Raw genomic sequence first — 1045 nt, 5'->3', positions numbered from 1 at the left:
GAGCGGGTCATCGCGGACATCAACCGCACCGACCCCGATGTGATCTTCCTGGCCGAGGCCTTCACCCGCCCGGCGATGATGCACACCCTGGCCCAGATCGGCTTCCAGCAGTCCTACACCTACTTCACCTGGCGCAACTCCAAGCAGGAACTGACCGACTACCTCACGGAACTGTCGGGTGAGGCCGCGAGCTACATGCGGCCGAACTTCTTCGCCAACACCCCCGACATCCTGCACGCCTACCTCCAGCACGGCGGCCGCCCCGCCTTCGAGGTCCGCGCCGTCCTCGCCGCCACCCTCTCGCCGACCTGGGGCATCTACTCCGGCTACGAACTGTGCGAGAACACCCCGCTCAGGGAAGGCAGCGAGGAGTACCTGGACTCCGAGAAGTACCAGCTCCGCCCCCGCGACTGGGCAGCGGCCGAACGCGAGGGCCGCACCATCACCCCGCTCCTGACCCGGCTCAACACCGTCCGGCGGGCGAACCCGGCCCTCCAGCAGCTGCGCGACCTGCACTTCCACCACGCGGACCAGGAAGCGGTGATCGCCTACTCGAAGCGGAAGGGTTCGAACACGGTTCTGGTGGTCGCCAACCTCGACCCCCACCACACCCAGGAGGCCACGGTCTCGTTGGACATGCCGCAACTCGGCCTGGACTGGCACGAGTCGGTGCTGGTGCGCGACGAGCTCACCGGCGAGACCTATCACTGGGGCAGGGCCAACTACGTGCGCCTCGAACCGGGCCATAGGCCCGCGCATGTCTTCTCGGTTCTGCGACCGTCCACCCCGCAGATCGGAGGGTCACCCACAACATGATCGTCAACGAACCCGTTCAGGACACCTTCGAGGACACTCCCGCCAGGGACCGCGACCCGGAGTGGTTCAAGCGCGCCGTCTTCTACGAGGTCCTCGTCCGCTCGTTCCAGGACAGCAACGGTGACGGCGTCGGTGACCTGAAGGGCCTGACCGCCAAGCTCGACTACCTGCAGTGGCTGGGCGTCGACTGCCTGTGGCTGCCGCCGTTCTTCAAGTCCCCGCTCCGGGA

Annotated in this window: 2 protein-coding genes; both read left to right on the top strand. The window is 66.9% G+C overall.

All coding sequences use genetic code 11. The features are described 5' to 3' along the window. On the top strand, positions 1-816 hold an 816-nt coding region (locus IE255_RS38845), incomplete at its 5' end, for an alpha-amylase family glycosyl hydrolase (protein ID WP_506005220.1). Next, positions 813-1045 (top strand): alpha-amylase family glycosyl hydrolase (locus tag IE255_RS38840; RefSeq protein WP_268255771.1); only part of this gene is annotated, 233 nt, incomplete at its 3' end. The genes IE255_RS38845 and IE255_RS38840, both read left to right, overlap by 4 nt.

It is taken from the genome of Streptomyces lomondensis (assembly GCF_014651035.1).
Lineage (GTDB): Bacteria > Actinomycetota > Actinomycetes > Streptomycetales > Streptomycetaceae > Streptomyces > Streptomyces lomondensis.
Note: the sequence above shows the minus strand (reverse complement) of the source record. Positions and strands in the feature narration are given on the sequence as shown.